Here is a 16,134-nt window from a genome sequence, read left to right as displayed (position 1 = left end):
AATTATTTGTGAATAAACATCGCATCGCCGAAGCTAAAGAAACGATATTTTTCTTGAACGGCATGCTTGTATGCATTCAAAATATTTTTCCGGCCGGTAAAGGCAGCAACCAACATTACCAATGTTGATTTCGGCAAGTGGAAGTTTGTAATAAAGGCATCAACAACTTGCCACTTGTAACCTGGTTTGATAAAGATATCTGTCCAGCCGCTATCAGCCTTTAATTCGCCGTTAAATTTAGTTCCAATCGTTTCCAATGTCCGAATTGAAGTTGTTCCGGTTGCAACGATTCGACCACCGTTTTTGCGAACTTCATTCAATGTGTCCGCTGCTTCTTGCGACATGCTGTAAAATTCACTGTGCATCTTGTGATCGTCAATGTTTTCTTCGTTAACTGGGCGGAATGTTCCTAATCCGACGTGTAACGTTAAGTAAACTAGTTTAACCCCTTTTTCTTCAACCTTCTTCAACAGTTCCTTTGTCCAGTGGAAGCCGGCCGTTGGAGCAGCTGCTGAACCGACTTCCTTTGAGTAAACTGTTTGATACATTTCAGGATCATCAAGTTTTTCCTTAATGTATGGCGGAAGCGGCATTTCACCCAACTTATCAAGAATTTCCATGAAAATTCCGTCATATTCAAACTTGATCATCCGACCGCCGTGTTCAAGTTCCTTGGTGACCGTAGCTGTTAATTCACCGTTCCCAAAAACGATCTTTGTCCCAACTTTGGCACGCCGGGCAGGTTTAACCAATGTTTCCCAGTTATCGCCTTCGGTATTATTTAATAACAAAACTTCCAAGTGACCACCAGTATCGGGCTTAACACCGTAAATTCGTGCCGGCATAACCCGCGAATCGTTCATAACGACTGCATCTCCCGGGTTTAAGTAATCAATAATATCATAGAAATAATCATCCTTGTATTCGCCGGTTTTGGCATTCAAAACCAGCATCCGGGCTTCATCCCGTTCCTTTAATGGAGTTTGGGCAATTAATTCATGGGGTAAATCATAATCAAAATCTTCTGTCTTTAGTGGTTTATCTGTCATTTTAAATTTCACCTTTCCTATTTGTCTGTGCGTACTAATCCTAAATGCTGATAAGCAGCGTCTGTTACCACTCTACCACGTGGCGTCCGCTTAATAAAGCCGATTTGCAGCAAATACGGTTCGATCACATCTTCAATCGTATCGGTTTCTTCGCCAATATTGGCAGCAATCGTTGATAAGCCGACCGGGCCACCGTTATAAAGCAAAATCATTGTTCGTAAAAGCTTACGGTCATTGTCATCCAGGCCCTTTTCATCGACCCGTAACAATTTAAGCGCATAATCGACGATTTCCTTATCGATCATTTCTTTTTGCGAAACTTGTGAAAAGTCTCGCACTCGTTTTAATAAGCGGTTGGCAATTCGCGGGGTTCCTCGCGAACGGCGCGCAATTTCGTGAGCCCCTTGGTCATCGATTTGCGTATCAAAAACCTCAGCTGACCGTTTAACGATTGCAGTCAATTCCGTTTCCGTATAGTAGCTCATATGGCCAAGAATTCCGAACCGGGCCCGCAAAGGTGCTGAAAGCATCCCTGCCCGGGTTGTTGCACCAATCAGCGTAAATGGCGGCAACGGAAAATGCACGGGATGAGCCGTTGTATCCTGGCCCACAATAATGTCGATGTAAAAGTCTTCCATTGCCGAATACAAAATTTCTTCAACATTTTTCGGTAATCGGTGAATTTCATCGATAAATAAGACATCCCCCGGTTCGAGTTCATTTAAAATCGCAACCAAGTCACCTGGCTTTTCAATTGCTGGGCCTGTAGTTGTCTTAATATTGACCTGCAACTCATTGGCAATCACCGTTGCCAAGGTTGTTTTCCCTAATCCTGGTGGGCCATATAGTAAAACATGATCAAGTGACTCTTCACGCTGCTTGGCTGCTTGAATATAGACCGCAATCTCGTCTTTAATCTTGGTTTGTCCGATATATTGATTTAAAAATTGCGGCCGTAAACTTAACTGCCCAAATTCATCATTCGCATCAAGCGCTTCTCCCGAAACAATCCGGTCATCTTCTGCCATCAGTCTGCTCCTTTCTATTCATAATTCAATCAATTCATTACTTCTTTAAAACTAACTTTAACGCAGCACTCAAATAAGCGTCCGTCGAGTCGGCTTGAAAATCTTTAAGCTTTTTGCTGACCTTTTTAACTTCCGTTTTAGTATAACCAAGGCTTAACATTGCTTCAAGCGCCTCTTTAAGATATGATTGTTCGCTATCAAAATCAAGGGCCAGGTTTTGTTGGTCAACCATTGGCGTCGGCGTTTCAATATCGTCCATTTTGCCTTTTAAATCAAGAATAATTTGCTTGGCCGTCTTCTTCCCGATACTTGGGAACTTTGTCAGATAGGCTTCATCATCTGCATTGATTGCAGCAACAAAACCGCCCTGATCATTCGTTGCCAAAATCGCAAGTGCACTTTTCGGTCCGATTCCGGAAACGCTAATCAGCTTCAAGAACAGTTGCTTTTCAGCAAGATCGTAAAAACCGTATAGCGTCACGTCATTTTCTCGAACCGCTTGATATACATATACCTTTTGTGTGGTATTTTCTTCGTACCGGAATGGATTTGCAACCTGTAACTGATAACCGATTCCGTTAACTTCAACCACAATGTAATGCGGATTGATGGCTGTGATTTTTCCAATTAAATATTCATACATATTAATCTCCTGCGTTTTTTGTTTCCCGTATTGAACGGTGTGAATCTTGGATCCGTTTAAACATCCGTTCTAGATCTTGATTACTGAATTTAACCACCGTTGGCCGTCCGTGCGGACAGTTAAATGGATTTTCACATTCCTTTAACTGCTGTAACAGCGAAACTGCTTGTTGCCGCTCTAAGTGATGGTTTGCTTTAATCGATTGCTTACAACTGATCATGATCGCAGTTGCCTTCCGAAATTTAGCAACTGTTAATTGCGGGTCAGCCAAACATTCTTCGATTAAGTTCCGAATCGTTTCTTCCTCTTTTCCAGCTGGAATCCACGCTGGATGTTCATGAATAATATAAGTGTTTTGCCCAAAATCTTCGAGATTAATTCCCAATTGCGCTAACTTATCGCGATTTTGCTCAACCTTCAACGCATCGCTGACTGAATACGTCAAAACAAGCGGAACAAGCATTTTTTGTTCTGCCGGGTTGTCATTACCAATTTCTTCCCGGTAAAACTCATATTTAACACGTTCTTGAGCAGCATGCTGATCGAGCAGATAAAACCCATCATCAGCTTCGGCAAGCAAATAGGTCCCGTGCAACTGACCGATATACTTCAAATCCGGAAAACGCCGCGACGAAAGTTCACTAACTTTTTCCGTTGCCTGCTCTTCATGGATCTCAAATGAAGCATCGGATTGTTCAGCTTCCAATTGAGAGCGATACTTTTGGTCCCATTGCTGAACCGTCGGACTCTTTAAATCATCCCGGGTCGCAATCATTACCGGGTGAGTAATCGTTTGCGGTTTAAACGGTTCTTTGCCCGTCGCCTGTTCTGCCGTTGAGTCTGCTGACTGCTTTTCATTTTTTGAAATTGGCAGCGGCTTTTCACCTAAAAGCGCTGCTAAAACTTCTTGTTGCTTTTCAACATGATGTTGGTGTTCAACGGCTTGTGGATTCAATCCAATATCAAATTGTTCTGCTTTTTTTGCCTTTGGTTGATGTGAATTTAAATTGCCGACTGCACTTGGAATTAAGTTTTGCTGTCCAATTCGATTAGCAACACTTGTTGTGATCAAGTCAGCCAGTTGATTTTCTTTACTAATCCGAACTTCTTGCTTTGTCGGATGAACGTTAACGTCTACCAGTAACGGATCAAGTTGAATCGCTAACACGGCGATGGGGTAACGACCAACCATTAATTTTGAGCCATATCCCTTAATAATTGCTTTTGAAAGCTCATTATTTTTAATGTACCGGCCATTCAATAAAATACTGATATAATTTTTCGATGCCCGGGTCAATTTTGGAAGCGAAACTAATCCACTAACCTGGAAGTCACGGTCTTCGCCTGCAAAATCGATCATTTGATGGGCGTTTTTTACCCCGTAAATCGCACTGATTACCTGAACCAGGTTTCCATTACCAGAAGTTCGGAGCAGAGTTCGTCCATTATTTGACAGTGAAAATGCCACTTCCGGATGACTCATTGCAAGGTGATCGACCCAATCAGTGATAGCCGCTAATTCCGTTTGCGGCGAACTTAAGTATTTTAAACGGGCCGGAGTGTTATAGAACAACTGGTTAACGGTAATTCTGGTTCCCTGCCGTCCAGCGTAGGGTTGCTGGGTAATTAGCTTTCCGCCTTTAAAATGAATCATCGATCCCATTGAGGCATCCTGTTGCATAGTTTCTAAAATCACATCTGCAATTGATGCAATACTTGGAAGCGCCTCTCCCCGAAATCCAAGAGTACGGACACGGAACAAATCATCCCGATTAGTAATTTTGCTGGTTGCATGCCGCTGAAAGGCAATTTGAACATCCTCAGCTGCAATTCCAATCCCATTATCAATTACCTGGATCGACTTTAGACCGGCATCTTCGACCAAAATATCAATTCGCGTACTTTGCGCATCAATTGAATTTTCAGTCAATTCCTTTACAACTGATGCGGGCCGTTCGATCACCTCACCCGCTGCAATCTGATCAGCAAGGACTTCCGGCAATTCATGGATTTTTCCCATTATTTTCGCTTACCTTTCTTTGTTAATCTTTGCTGCCACTCAAAAACTTTATTCATTACCTCTAACGGCGTTAATGACATTAAATTCGTCGTCTTGATATCTTCAAGTAATTCGTTTTCCTGCGAATCAAGTTTAACCGTTTCTGGTTGGAAAAGTGAAAGTTGTTCGTCAACTTGACTTACCGATGATTCGTCCTCTTTGATCACTGATGTTGCTGCTGATTCTTCATCGGCCTCTTCATGATGCGTAACCTTCTTTGAATCATTTTCCAGCCGTTTCAAAATTACATCTGCCCGCTGCAACAACGAATCCGGCATGCCTGCTAGTTTAGCGACGTGAATCCCGTACGATTTATCAGCTGGGCCAGGTTGCATTTTATGCAAGAAAATCAACTCGCCGTTCTTTTCGACTGCCCCAACGTGGACATTTGTAAGATGTTTTAATTTCTTATCAAGAATCGTTAATTCATGATAGTGCGTTGAAAACAAGGTCTTCGCATGAACATGGTCATGGATAAATTCAATAATTGCTTGTGCAAGGGCCATCCCATCATACGTTGCGGTTCCGCGGCCGATTTCATCAAAAAGGATCAGACTGTTTTCGCTTGCGTTTTCAAGTGCTTCATTAGCTTCTTTCATTTCAACCATAAACGTTGATTCTCCGGAAATTAAATCATCTGCAGCCCCAATCCGGGTAAAGATTTGATCGAAAATCGGCATCCGCGCCTGTGTTGCCGGAACAAAGCACCCGATTTGCGCCATAATAACCGTTAATGCCAGTTGCCGCATATAAGTACTCTTTCCTGACATATTTGGCCCGGTAATCAGTAAAATCGTTTGATCATCATCCATTTTGATGTCATTCGGAACATAACTTTGACGTCCCATAACTTCTTCAACAACCGGGTGCCATCCATCTTTGATTTCAAGTGAATGGCCTTGCGTTGTTAATTCTGGTTTCACAAATTGGTGATTTTCGCTCACAACCGCAAAGCCTTGCAACACATCCAACTTAGCTAGGGCGTGGGCAAGTTTTTGAATTCGTTTGATCTGGTCCTTGATTTGCTCCCGAACATCGACAAAAAGTTTATATTGCAAATCATATGCTTTACTTTCTGAACCAAGGATCAATGATTCCTTTTCCTTTAATTCAGGTGTAATAAACCGTTCAGCGTTGACAAGGGTCTGCTTGCGCTGATAACGATCTTGGGGAACCTTACTAGCATTTCCCTTTGAAACCTCAATGTAGTATCCGAAAACCTTGTTAAATCCAATCTTTAAGTTATGAATTCCGGTCTTTTCACGTTCCTGCTCTTCAAGATCAGCAAGCCATTGCTTCCCGTTTTTCATCGCATCAACGTACTGATCAAGCTCATCGTTATAACCTTCACGGATCAAATTTCCATCTGTCACTGAAATCGGCGGATCATCAACAATCGCCTGCTCGATCAAATCAGCCACTTCTTCAACCGGATCAAGCTCAGCAAGCAAATCATTATAAATTCCATCCGTATTTAATTGCGAAAGAAGATACCGGATTTGGGGAACATGAGATAATGAAGTTTTTAATTGAATCAAATCCCGACCGTTCGCACTGCCAAACGCAATTTTCCCGGCTAACCGTTCCAAATCATAAACGTTTGTTAATTCATCTTGTAAATTATTCCGTTCAAAAAAATTGTCCATCAAGTTTTGAACAATTCCTTGACGTTGTTCAATTTCATCCTTTAACAATAACGGGCGCGATAACCATTGTTTTAACAATCGGCCACCCATCGCCGTTTTGGTTGCATCCAGAATCCAAAGTAATGTCCCGGATTTTTTTCCAGTCCGCGAATTTTGCAGAAGCTCCAAGTTTCGCTTGGCAAATCGGTCCAATTTCAAATATGCTGACGGTTCATAGTGAATTGCCCGTTGAAGATGTGCAAGGGCCCGCTTCTGCGTCACGGTTAAATACATTAACAGGTGTTTAACAACCTCAATTTCAAGATTTGATGTCAGATCCTGCACCGCATATGAAAATTCTGCTTTTTCCTCATATGAATTTTGAGTTGAAATTAAAATTTTCAACTTTTTAATTACGGCTAAAATATCCTGGTTTACAGAATCATCAACTACAATTTCCTTTGTCCGCAAACTGGTTAATTCGTTGACCAATGCATCCGTCGATTGTAGTTCCGTAACTTTCAATTCACCAGTCGAAAGGTCTGCGTAAGCAAAGCCCATTTTACCGTTCTGATCTTGATGAAGAGCAGTCAAATAGTTATTTTCTTTTGCATCACCGGCGGATTCATCCATTAACGTCCCCGGCGTAACCAACTGAATAACTTCCCGTTTAACCATTCCTTTGGCCTGCTTCGGGTCTTCCATCTGTTCACAAATAGCGACCTTATAGCCTTTGTCAACTAAAATATCAATATAGTTTTGAACGGCATGGTGCGGGACACCACACATTGGAACAGGATTTTTTGAACTATGATTGCGTTGAGTTAGGGTCAGTTCTAGCAGCTGCGATCCCTTAACTGCATCATCATAAAACATTTCATAAAAGTCGCCTAAGCGGTAAAACAAAAAAGCATCAGGATATTGCTTTTTGATTGCCAAGTACTGTTCCATCATCGGAGTTGGCTTGATTTTTGGGGCCACTTTTCTCATTCCTTCCTTATGGTTTGCTTCTCTTATTTTAACATTTTTCAATTATCAACGGTTTTAAATTCGATAATAAAAAAGGTCGGAAAAAATCCAACCTCTTTTTATCTCGCATATTCTGTCGCACGCGTTTCCCGGATAACCGTAACTTTGATGTGTCCCGGATATTCAAGTTCATTTTCGATTTTATCTTTAATGTCACGTGCTAATACTGTTGCTTGCAAATCATTGATCTTTTCAGGTTTAACAATTACGCGAACTTCACGTCCTGCTTGAATTGCATAACTCTTGCTTACACCATCAAATTCATTTGAAATACTTTCAAGTTTCTCTAATCGGTGAAGGTAATTTTCTAATGATTCGCTCCGTGCTCCTGGGCGAGCAGCTGAAATCGAGTCTGCAGCAGCAACTAAAACTGCAATTACTGACTTCGGTTCAACATCACCATGGTGCGATGCGATCGTATTTACAACCACATCATTTTCGTGATATTTCTTCGCCAATTCAACTCCAATTTCAACGTGTGAACCATCAATCTCATGATCAACAGCTTTCCCAATATCGTGTAATAATCCTGCGCGTTTCGCTAATGTAACATCTTCTCCTAATTCAGCAGCTAAAACTCCAGCTATTTTGGCAACTTCAATTGAGTGGGTCAATACATTCTGACCGTAACTTGTCCGGTAATTCAACCGTCCAACCGTCTTGATCAAATCAGGATGCATTGAATTCAAGCCCAAATCAAAGATCGTTTCTTCACCAATCTCACGAATTTTAGTATCCATCTCACGGGTAGCTTTATCAACCATTTCCTCAATCCGTGCGGGATGAATTCGTCCATCCTGAATCAATTTTTCAAGCGCGATTTTAGCGATTTCTCTTCGAACAGGGTCAAATCCGCTCAATAAAACTGTATCTGGAGTATCATCAATAATCAGATCAATGCCGGTCAATGTTTCAAATGTCCGGACATTCCGTCCTTCCTTACCAATGATCCGCCCTTTCATGTCATTATTAGGTAATGTTACAACTGATACCGTTGACTCAGAAACCGTATCAGCCGCACTGCGCTCGATTGCCTGAGCGATTAAATCTTTAGCTGTTTGTTCAGCGCGAGCTTTTGCTTCATCTTCGCTTTCCTTAATCATTTGACCAAGTTCATAAGTAAGACTTGCCTTAGTTTCCTTCATGATTTGGTCTTTTGCTTGTTCAGTCGTTAATGAAGCAACTTCTTCTAACTTATCGTGTTGTTGTTGAACAAGTTCTGTTACTTTTTGACGTTGATGATCAATTTTTTGTTGATCAGCATTTAACTGATCCTCTTTCTTATCAAGAGATTGTTCGCGTTTTTCAAGTAAAGAATCCTTCCGGTCAAGATTTTCTTCACGTTGAATCATTCGATTCTCTTGCTTTTGAACTTCATTGCGCCGTTCACGAAGTTCCTTTTCAACTTCAGAGCGGTAACGATGACTTTCTTCTTTTGCTTCTAGAATTGCTTCTTTTTTCTTCGCAGCCGCTTCCTTACGGGCATGCTTCACAATTCCTTCGGCTGTTCGGTTAGCCTCGTTCAAACTGGTTTCATAAAGCTTGATTCGACGTTTATCTCCTAAGATAAAACCAATAATCAAAGTCAAAACAGCGACGGCGAGGATTACAATGATCTCCATCATAGTTAATACCTCCGCATCGTCTCAAAAATGCGGCTTTTAAACTGCATTTTTAATTTTTAAATTAAATATATTTATTACACATACGTATCTATTTTAGTTGTTACGCCCGAAAAATGTCAACATAAATAATCGGCATTTTTAGAAATAATAAAAAATATATAATAAGAAAGGCTGTGACAATAACCCACAACCTCCTTGCTATATCCGCTCCAAAACAAACAAGCTACGATGCGAAACTAGTAAAGTTCGAAAACCTCTGAATTTATGCTCCGCGATTCGTTTGCTTCTCCGCTTTCATCACGCTCGTTTTTAACGGTTTATCACACTTTTTCTTTCAATAATTTATTTCTTCTTTGGATCCTTTTCAGGTTTCTTTGCTTGATCATCAAGTTTTAAATCAAGTTGTTTTTGTTCTTCTTCAGTTGCAATTCCGTATGCCTTCCGGACTTTCAGGGTAACTTCCTTCATCATTTCAGGATGTTCCTTCAAGTACCGTTTAACATTTTCACGTCCCTGACCGATTCGGTCTTCACCATATGAGAACCATGAACCGCTCTTCTTGATAATGTCCTTTTCAACCGCCATATCAAGCAATTCACCGGTCTTCGAAATTCCTTCACCATACATAATATCAACTTCAGCTTGTTTAAATGGCGGAGCAACCTTATTCTTAACAACTTTAATTCGAACCCGGTTACCAATTACATCGGAACCGTCTTTGATTTGTTCAGCCCGCCGAACATCTAATCGAATCGTTGAATAGAACTTCAACGCACGTCCCCCGGGAGTTGTTTCTGGGTTACCAAACATTACGCCGACCTTTTCACGAATCTGGTTGATAAATAACGCAATTGTTTTGGTCTTATTGATCGTTCCCGAAAGCTTCCGTAATGCTTGTGACATTAACCGGGCTTGCAAGCCAACGTGGGCATCGCCCATTTCGCCTTCAATTTCAGCACGTGGAACCAGTGCAGCAACTGAATCAACAACGACGATATCGATTGCACCGGATGAAACCAAAGCATCGGCAATTTCCAAGCCTTCTTCTCCAGTATCTGGTTGTGAAAGTAATAAATCATCAATATTAACACCTAATGCAGAAGCATATGCTGGATCAAGGGCATTTTCAGCATCAATGTATGCTGCTGTTCCTCCGTTTTTTTGAACTTCAGCAACGGCGTGCAACGCAACCGTTGTTTTCCCTGAACTTTCAGGCCCGTAAATTTCAACAATCCGGCCTCGCGGATATCCACCAACTCCAAGAGCTTCATCAAGGGCAAGTGAACCTGTTGGAACCGTTGAAATTTGGGTATCGGCCTTTTCACCCATCCGCATAATGGAACCTTTTCCAAAGTTTTTCTCAATTTTCTTTAATGCATTATCTAATGCTGCTTGTCTATCGTTATTAGCCACGCCATTTCCTCCTGTATCATTTCTCGTCGAATTTATTATACCAAAGATTATCCAAAGATGCGAACAAATGTTTGATTCATTTTTCAAAACTTTGCTGAACAAGTTCAAACGCCTTGTTAAACACCTTATCTTCAACATTTTGCGTTCGATAAAATGGAATCGAACATGACCGTTCATGCCCCTTTTGGTCAACAATTGCAATCCAAATAGTATATTGCTCTGAATTCCGGGTAGTCGCAATTGCGTAGTTTGTCCGAAGAACTGCTTTTGCTTGCCGTGCCATCCAAATCGTTGTCTCTTCACTATGCGATCCATTCGCATTCAAAATTTGATATGGGATATCAAACATCGCATTCTTCGCGTCATCAGTGGGCGCAACAAATAATCCTGCAAAACTTGCTTCCCGATCGATTAAATCCGTCGCAAAATTTGTTAAAAAATCAGTTGCAAATGCAATCGTCTGATTTTGAGCAGTTAGCTTTTCCATTACGGTTTGAATTAACCTTGATTGATCCGTTTGATGCATATCTGATCCCATATAAATCCTCCTCACTTAATAGATACGAAATTAAAATTATTTTTAGACAAAACAGAGGCTAGAAAATTCCCTAGCCTCTCCACCTTTATTTTTCAAATTATTTTTTATCTTTCCCGAATGAGTCAGCAAATACGTGCCGTGCATTGTAGAAATATTCGATTCCTGAATAGATCGTAAAAAACAAGCAGACATATAAAAGAACTTGTCCGATTGGGAAGTGAATATTTGCAAAGAAAATGTTGTTTAAGAAGAGAAAAATAATTGAAAACATCTGCGATGCTGTCTTAATTTTTCCTGGCATCTTCGCAGCCATTACTTCACCATTATTTTCAACAACGATCAACCGTAATCCGGTAACCGCTAACTCACGGCAGACAATAATTGCGGCAACCCATGCCGGAACTTTTCCCATTTGAACCAGGATAATAAACGCGGTCATTACCAGCATTTTATCTGCCAACGGATCGGCAAACTTGCCAAAATTTGTTACTAAGTGCTTTCGCCGAGCAATCTGACCATCAACAAAATCCGTGATCGATGCCCCTGCAAAAATAATTGCGCCAATTAAGCTTGTTTTCGGAATCGCCGTCCCCGCAAGAACGATGTTTCCCCAATGTAACGGTAACAATAAAACAAACATAAATAATGGAATTAATAAAATTCGAATAACTGTTAATTTATTAGGTAAATTCAACTCTCTCACCTCAATTAAAATTACCGGGTAACGGTTTGATAATTATTTGTTTGACCGTTATTTTGTTGATAACGTTGTTGCTGGTTTGTTTGATAACCATTTTGATTATTAACCGTTTGCCCTTGTCCTTGAGTTTGAGCAGCCGTTTGTGTTTGGGATTGCGTTTCAGCATTGGTTGAGCTTGAACCGTTTGTAAAATTCAAAACTAACTTCCGTACAGTTAGTGATGAATTTTGAGCAAGGAAGTTCAACTTATGACCGTTAATTTTAACCGTTGAAGCATTTGAATTTCCAATGCTCAAAACAACGCGGCTTGTCCCTGCTGGAACTTGAATTTCCTTCGTTGCTCCTGATTGAAGGGTTCCTTGCCAGCTTTGGGCGCCGCCAATATAGACTGCATCCCATGATGAACCGCCAGAAGCCCCAAGTTCAATTGTGCTTTGACTTGGTGCGTTTTCAACGTTATATGTAAACGTTGAACCTGCGGAAGCAATATTAACAATTTTTTGTTCCTTCTTTGATGTCGATGATGATTCGCTTTTCTTTTTCTTTGCTGGTTTCTTCACATCAGTTGAAACTGCAACCTTGGTATTGGTTTGTTCAATTTGTTGATTTTTAGCCTTTTCATGGTTTCCCCATGCAACGGCATAAATCGTCCCTAAAATTGCAACCACTACCACGACGATAATAATCGTTGGAAGATATTTAGAAATTTTTGCACTTAAGCTGTTGTCTTGCGGCCGGGTCAATTCTTCACGCTTTTGAACTCGCGAAGTTGTTTCTGCTTGTTCTTCAGGTGAAGCCGGCATTCCAAGTTCTTGATCTAATTCTTGAATGATCTCGTTGGGATTTAAGCCAACCGTTTCTGCATATTGCCGGGCAAATGCCTTCACATAAAACTTCCCCGGAAGAGCATCATAATTGCCTTCTTCAATCGCAATTAAATAACGCTTTTGAATTTTAGTTGTTTGTTGCAAATCATCAAGGGTCAACCCCTTGGCAATTCTTGCGTCTTTTAATTTTTGACCAACACTAGCCATTAAAAATCCACATCTTTCTTATTTAATCTCAAACTTTTAATATTTCGTCTTACATACAGTTAAGTATATCATAAGCGTCTTTATCTGCCAAAAACGACTATTCTAGCCAGCCGCCCGTAACATAAAGGGTTTGACCAGTCATATACCCTGCTTCGGGTGCTAATAAAATGCGCACCCAATAACTGATTTCTGCCGGATCAGCCAAATGTCCCACTGGAATTTCACTACGAACAGTCGCCAAAGTTTCCGCATCAAACATTTGATTCATTTGAGTATTAACCGCTCCGGGAGCAATCGCGTTGACCGTAATCCCCATCGAAGCAACTTCCTTGCTATATGCTTTAACAAATGTATTGATTGCCCCTTTTACTGCGCTGTATGGGGTTTCCATTGCACTGCCGCTTTTCCCGTATACCGAACTGATAAAGACAACCCTCCCGGCTTTTGCACGGACAAGCTTATCTTCTAAACGCTGAAGAATCATCATCGGCACTTTAAGCTGCATTCGCAAAATTTCATCCAGTTCATTTTCAGTAAAGTCATGCAAAAACTTAAAGTGCGTTGTTCCCTGAGCAAAAATGACTGCATCGACTCCAAAAATTGAATTCGCGATTTGGTCAACACCATCGGCCACCATGAAATCACTTTGAATGGGAATGAAATCCTGCCGCGGAAACTTTGATTGAAATTCGTCAATCAGCTTTTCAATTCGTTCTTGCTGGTGGGCATAGTGCAGGTAAAGCGACCAGCCTTGCTGTGCCAGATCACGTGCAATCTGACTACCAATATCACCAGAACTTCCTAAAATCAACGCCCACTTCATTTTTGATCTCCCCTTGGTAATATTTGATAACGAGTTAATTCCGCCGGATCAAAGAACTGATCCGCAAAATCAATCACTTCATCGAATGTCAGCTGTTCGATCATTGCTGGAATGTCAAACACCGTCCGTTCGCCATAAAGCCACAAATCAAAATGGTTGGCAATGTTCTCGTTGGAATTCATTCCTTTAATTGCCCTTCCAATAAATTCACGCTTCATGGATTCAAAAATCGGCTTTTGTTCCGTAAGTTTTACTGCTGCATTGACAATAATTGCCTTTAACTCGGCAGCCGTTTGATCGATTTGTTCTAAACTTGTATCTAAATAAAAATCAACAAACTGGAATCCATCTTCAAGCTGAATCTCATAACCGAAACTGTTGTCGATCAACCCCTGGTCAAACAAGCGCTGATAATCAGTAGATGATTCGCCAACCAGCATTTCTAAAATGATCTGCAGCATAATTTTGACTTTAAACCGTTCAGCCGGAAGAAAATCTTTTTCAAACCGAATCCCTAACGCAAGTTTCGGCCGTTGAATATCCATTTGCCGTTCAGCAAACGGAACGATTAACGGATAAGCTAACTTAACCCGTTGTAAGTTTAACCTATCATTTGAAGCTGAACTTCCTGCAGTCGCATTCTTAATAATTTCTTTAATTTGAACTCCATCAAAATTACCAACGATCATTAAACTCATATTTGATGGCCGGTAAAAATATTGATCGCATTCATAAAGCATTGCGGGCGTAATTGCTTGAATCGACTGAACACTTCCAGCAATATCAGCTGTCAGCGGCGTCTTCGGGTACAAATTGTTGATAATTCCGAACAGTAACTGCCAGTTTGCATCGTCTTCGTACATCTGAATTTCTTGCCCAATAATTCCTTTTTCCTTATTAACAGTTTGGTCACTGAAATACGGACTAAAAACAAAATCTAGCAACGTTGAAACACATTCGCCAACGTTTTCAGCCGTTGAAAAAAGATAACTTGTCCGGGTAAAACTGGTAAATGCATTTGAATCTGCTCCGTAAATTGCAAACTTATCAAATGCATCATACTCTTCCTTTTCAAACAATTTATGTTCCAAAAAATGGGCAATTCCGCTTGGATAAGTTTTAAGCTGATTATCAACCGTAATCGTTGTATTAACTGATCCAAAACGGGTCGTCAAAACTCCCTCCGTTTGATGAAAGGATGGGCGGGCAATCAAATTAACATGCAAGCCATTCGGTAAAACAAAACTTTCCATCTTTTCGCGAAAACGCCTGTAATTAATAGTTACCATTGGCCATCTCTCCTTTCAAGAAAAACTCAGTTTGAAGCTTAAGTTGACTAGCAGCCGCAACGACGTCCTGCTTTGTCACTGCTTGAATTCCATTTCGTTGGGTTTTATAATCCAATGGACGATCCAGCAATTCGCTTAAAACAGCTTGCTCAAGGTTGCTTGCCGGACTATCTTGCATTCGCTGTCGTTCATTGATCAGTTCGATTTTAATTTTAGCTAACTGCTCAACGGAAAAATCGCCTTGCTGCAAAGCAGCAATCTGCTCCTTAATCAACGTTAAAACTGAATCATGATTCGTTGCTTGAATTCCGGTTTGAATCAGCACCATCGACCGTAAAGATGAATAGCTGCTTTCAGCATAATACGCCATACTTGCTTTTTCGCGAACATTTTGAAAGAGAAGCGATTGCGGCGACCCGCCAAGGAACGCATTCATTACAACCGCAGCATAAAACATTCTGTCCTGATGCGCATCAATCGGTAAATGATAAATCAAATCCAGTTTACTTTGCTGAACTGATTCATTCTTCGTTTGCACCTTCACTTGATTTTTGACCGCTTGGGAATAACAAATTTCATGAAGCGTTTCCCGAGCTGATTCTTGAAATTCAAATTTTGAAAGAGAATGCTTCAAAAAATCAAGGTCTAAATCCCCCATTACTGTGATTTGAACTTGATCACGCCGAAGCATTTGATCATAAGCCGCAACAATGTCCTGATTCGTTAATTCTTGATAATCAGTTTCCGTCCCATATGGTGTATTTTGCTGAATTGGATCATCAAAATATGACCGTTGAACATTAACCAGGGCTTCGGACTGTTTATTATCGACAATTCCTTGAATATATGTTTTTAAATTCATTCGCTGACGTTCAAAGACTTCAGGCTTAAACATTCCTTTTTCCATTCGCGGATGAAAAATAATTTGATTCAAAAAATCAATCGATTCATCAAGAAGGGACTGTCCAGCTTTCAAGTACTCTGGCGCAACAAAACTATAAACAAAATTGAGGAGATTTAAATTCCCCTCAACTTCAGTATTCGCGCCAAACGTTGCCCCATATAATTCAGCAAGTTTAAGTGTGATTGCATGCTGATTCGGATATGCTGCACTTGAACTTTCTAAAATCCCGGCTAAAAGCGTCCGGCTTGCCAGTTCCCGTTTATTTTTCAATTCGTGAATAAACGAAACCATCATCTGAACTGATTTAAATTGTTTACTCTGAATAAACCGGACCTTGATTCCCGGTTTAAGTTCATAATTAAATTCACTCTTCAT

The 16,134-nt window shown here is 40.7% G+C and carries 13 protein-coding genes; all 13 read right to left on the bottom strand.

What is annotated here, in order from left to right:
• Positions 1-2: 2 nt before the first annotated feature.
• The gene (queA, locus tag FC64_RS04635) at positions 3-1,049 is read right to left on the bottom strand and encodes a tRNA preQ1(34) S-adenosylmethionine ribosyltransferase-isomerase QueA (RefSeq protein ID WP_057906763.1); all 1,047 of its coding nucleotides are present in this window, start codon (positions 1,047-1,049) and stop codon (positions 3-5) included.
• Positions 1,050-1,066: 17 nt separating this feature from the next.
• Entirely contained in the window at positions 1,067-2,077 is a 1,011-nt protein-coding gene (ruvB, locus tag FC64_RS04630; RefSeq protein WP_057906762.1) for a Holliday junction branch migration DNA helicase RuvB, read from the bottom strand.
• Positions 2,078-2,114: 37 nt separating this feature from the next.
• A complete protein-coding gene (gene ruvA / locus FC64_RS04625) occupies positions 2,115-2,720 on the bottom strand; it encodes a Holliday junction branch migration protein RuvA (RefSeq protein ID WP_057906761.1) in 606 nt (201 codons plus the stop codon).
• A 1-nt stretch (position 2,721) separates the two neighbouring features.
• A complete protein-coding gene (gene mutL / locus FC64_RS04620) occupies positions 2,722-4,740 on the bottom strand; it encodes a DNA mismatch repair endonuclease MutL (protein ID WP_057906760.1) in 2,019 nt (672 codons plus the stop codon).
• Complete coding sequence (mutS, locus tag FC64_RS04615) at positions 4,740-7,358, bottom strand: DNA mismatch repair protein MutS (RefSeq protein ID WP_235804848.1); 2,619 nt, start codon at positions 7,356-7,358, stop codon at positions 4,740-4,742. The genes mutL and mutS overlap by 1 nt, the downstream gene beginning before the upstream one ends.
• 134 nt (positions 7,359-7,492) lie before the next feature.
• On the bottom strand, positions 7,493-9,058 hold the full coding sequence (gene rny, locus FC64_RS04610) for a ribonuclease Y (RefSeq protein ID WP_057906758.1): 1,566 nt from the start codon (positions 9,056-9,058) through the stop codon (positions 7,493-7,495).
• Between the two features lie 342 nt (positions 9,059-9,400).
• Complete coding sequence (gene recA, locus FC64_RS04605) at positions 9,401-10,471, bottom strand: recombinase RecA (protein WP_057906757.1); 1,071 nt, start codon at positions 10,469-10,471, stop codon at positions 9,401-9,403.
• A 76-nt stretch (positions 10,472-10,547) separates the two neighbouring features.
• Complete coding sequence (locus tag FC64_RS04600) at positions 10,548-11,009, bottom strand: CinA family protein (protein ID WP_057906756.1); 462 nt, start codon at positions 11,007-11,009, stop codon at positions 10,548-10,550.
• A gap of 97 nt (positions 11,010-11,106) precedes the next feature.
• Positions 11,107-11,703, bottom strand: a complete 597-nt coding sequence (gene pgsA, locus FC64_RS04595; protein WP_057906755.1) for a CDP-diacylglycerol--glycerol-3-phosphate 3-phosphatidyltransferase — start codon at positions 11,701-11,703, stop codon at positions 11,107-11,109.
• Between the two features lie 20 nt (positions 11,704-11,723).
• Positions 11,724-12,743 (bottom strand): helix-turn-helix domain-containing protein, encoded by a 1,020-nt coding sequence (locus FC64_RS04590; RefSeq protein WP_057906754.1) that lies wholly within the window; start codon positions 12,741-12,743, stop codon positions 11,724-11,726.
• Positions 12,744-12,840: 97 nt separating this feature from the next.
• A complete protein-coding gene (ymfI, locus tag FC64_RS04585) occupies positions 12,841-13,566 on the bottom strand; it encodes an elongation factor P 5-aminopentanone reductase (RefSeq protein ID WP_057906753.1) in 726 nt (241 codons plus the stop codon).
• Positions 13,563-14,855 carry an EF-P 5-aminopentanol modification-associated protein YfmH gene (gene yfmH / locus FC64_RS04580; RefSeq protein ID WP_057906752.1) on the bottom strand — a complete coding sequence of 431 codons (1,293 nt, stop codon included), beginning with the start codon at positions 14,853-14,855 and terminating at the stop codon, positions 13,563-13,565. The genes ymfI and yfmH overlap by 4 nt, the downstream gene beginning before the upstream one ends.
• On the bottom strand, positions 14,842-16,134 hold the full coding sequence (gene yfmF / locus FC64_RS04575; protein WP_057906751.1) for an EF-P 5-aminopentanol modification-associated protein YfmF: 1,293 nt from the start codon (positions 16,132-16,134) through the stop codon (positions 14,842-14,844). Before yfmF ends, yfmH begins: the two co-directional genes overlap by 14 nt.

Origin of the sequence: Ligilactobacillus araffinosus DSM 20653 (genome assembly GCF_001435375.1) — a bacterium.
GTDB lineage: Bacteria > Bacillota > Bacilli > Lactobacillales > Lactobacillaceae > Ligilactobacillus > Ligilactobacillus araffinosus.
Note: the sequence above shows the minus strand (reverse complement) of the source record. Positions and strands in the feature narration are given on the sequence as shown.

Coding starts and splice junctions, on each gene's coding strand:
- queA (WP_057906763.1), bottom strand. CDS start 1,049: ATGACAGATAAACCACTAAAGACAGAAGATTTTGATTATGATTTACCC.
- ruvB (WP_057906762.1), bottom strand. CDS start 2,077: ATGGCAGAAGATGACCGGATTGTTTCGGGAGAAGCGCTTGATGCGAAT.
- ruvA (WP_057906761.1), bottom strand. CDS start 2,720: ATGTATGAATATTTAATTGGAAAAATCACAGCCATCAATCCGCATTAC.
- mutL (WP_057906760.1), bottom strand. CDS start 4,740: ATGGGAAAAATCCATGAATTGCCGGAAGTCCTTGCTGATCAGATTGCA.
- mutS (WP_235804848.1), bottom strand. CDS start 7,358: ATGATGGAACAGTACTTGGCAATCAAAAAGCAATATCCTGATGCTTTT.
- rny (WP_057906758.1), bottom strand. CDS start 9,058: ATGATGGAGATCATTGTAATCCTCGCCGTCGCTGTTTTGACTTTGATT.
- FC64_RS04600 (WP_057906756.1), bottom strand. CDS start 11,009: ATGGGATCAGATATGCATCAAACGGATCAATCAAGGTTAATTCAAACC.
- FC64_RS04590 (WP_057906754.1), bottom strand. CDS start 12,743: ATGGCTAGTGTTGGTCAAAAATTAAAAGACGCAAGAATTGCCAAGGGG.
- ymfI (WP_057906753.1), bottom strand. CDS start 13,566: ATGAAGTGGGCGTTGATTTTAGGAAGTTCTGGTGATATTGGTAGTCAG.
- yfmH (WP_057906752.1), bottom strand. CDS start 14,855: ATGGTAACTATTAATTACAGGCGTTTTCGCGAAAAGATGGAAAGTTTT.
- yfmF (WP_057906751.1), bottom strand. CDS start 16,134: ATGAAGAGTGAATTTAATTATGAACTTAAACCGGGAATCAAGGTCCGG.